Here is a 242-nt window from a genome sequence, read left to right as displayed (position 1 = left end):
CGACCTGGGCTGCATCTCCACCACTCTGCCCAAAGCCATGGCCAATGCCCTCTGGGACACCAGGGCCATCCCCTATCAAGGGTGTGCTGCACAGGTCTTCTTTTACATCTTCTTCTTTGGTTCAGAGCTTTCCCTTCTCACTGTCATGGCCTACGACTGCTACGTTGCCATCTGCAAGCCCTTGCACTACGGGAGCCTCGTGGGCAGCAGAGCTTGTGCCCAGATGGCAGCAGCTGCCTGGG

Annotated in this window: 1 protein-coding gene; it reads left to right on the top strand. The window is 58.3% G+C overall.

Translation table 11 applies throughout. The annotated features are described in order from the left end of the window. Positions 1-242: 7 transmembrane receptor (locus IEQ44_RS16420; protein WP_193639476.1), on the top strand; the 242-nt coding region annotated here is incomplete at both ends.

Source organism: Nocardioides malaquae, from assembly GCF_015070385.1.
GTDB classification, from domain to species: Bacteria; Actinomycetota; Actinomycetes; order Propionibacteriales; family Nocardioidaceae; genus Nocardioides; species Nocardioides malaquae.
Note: the sequence above shows the minus strand (reverse complement) of the source record. Positions and strands in the feature narration are given on the sequence as shown.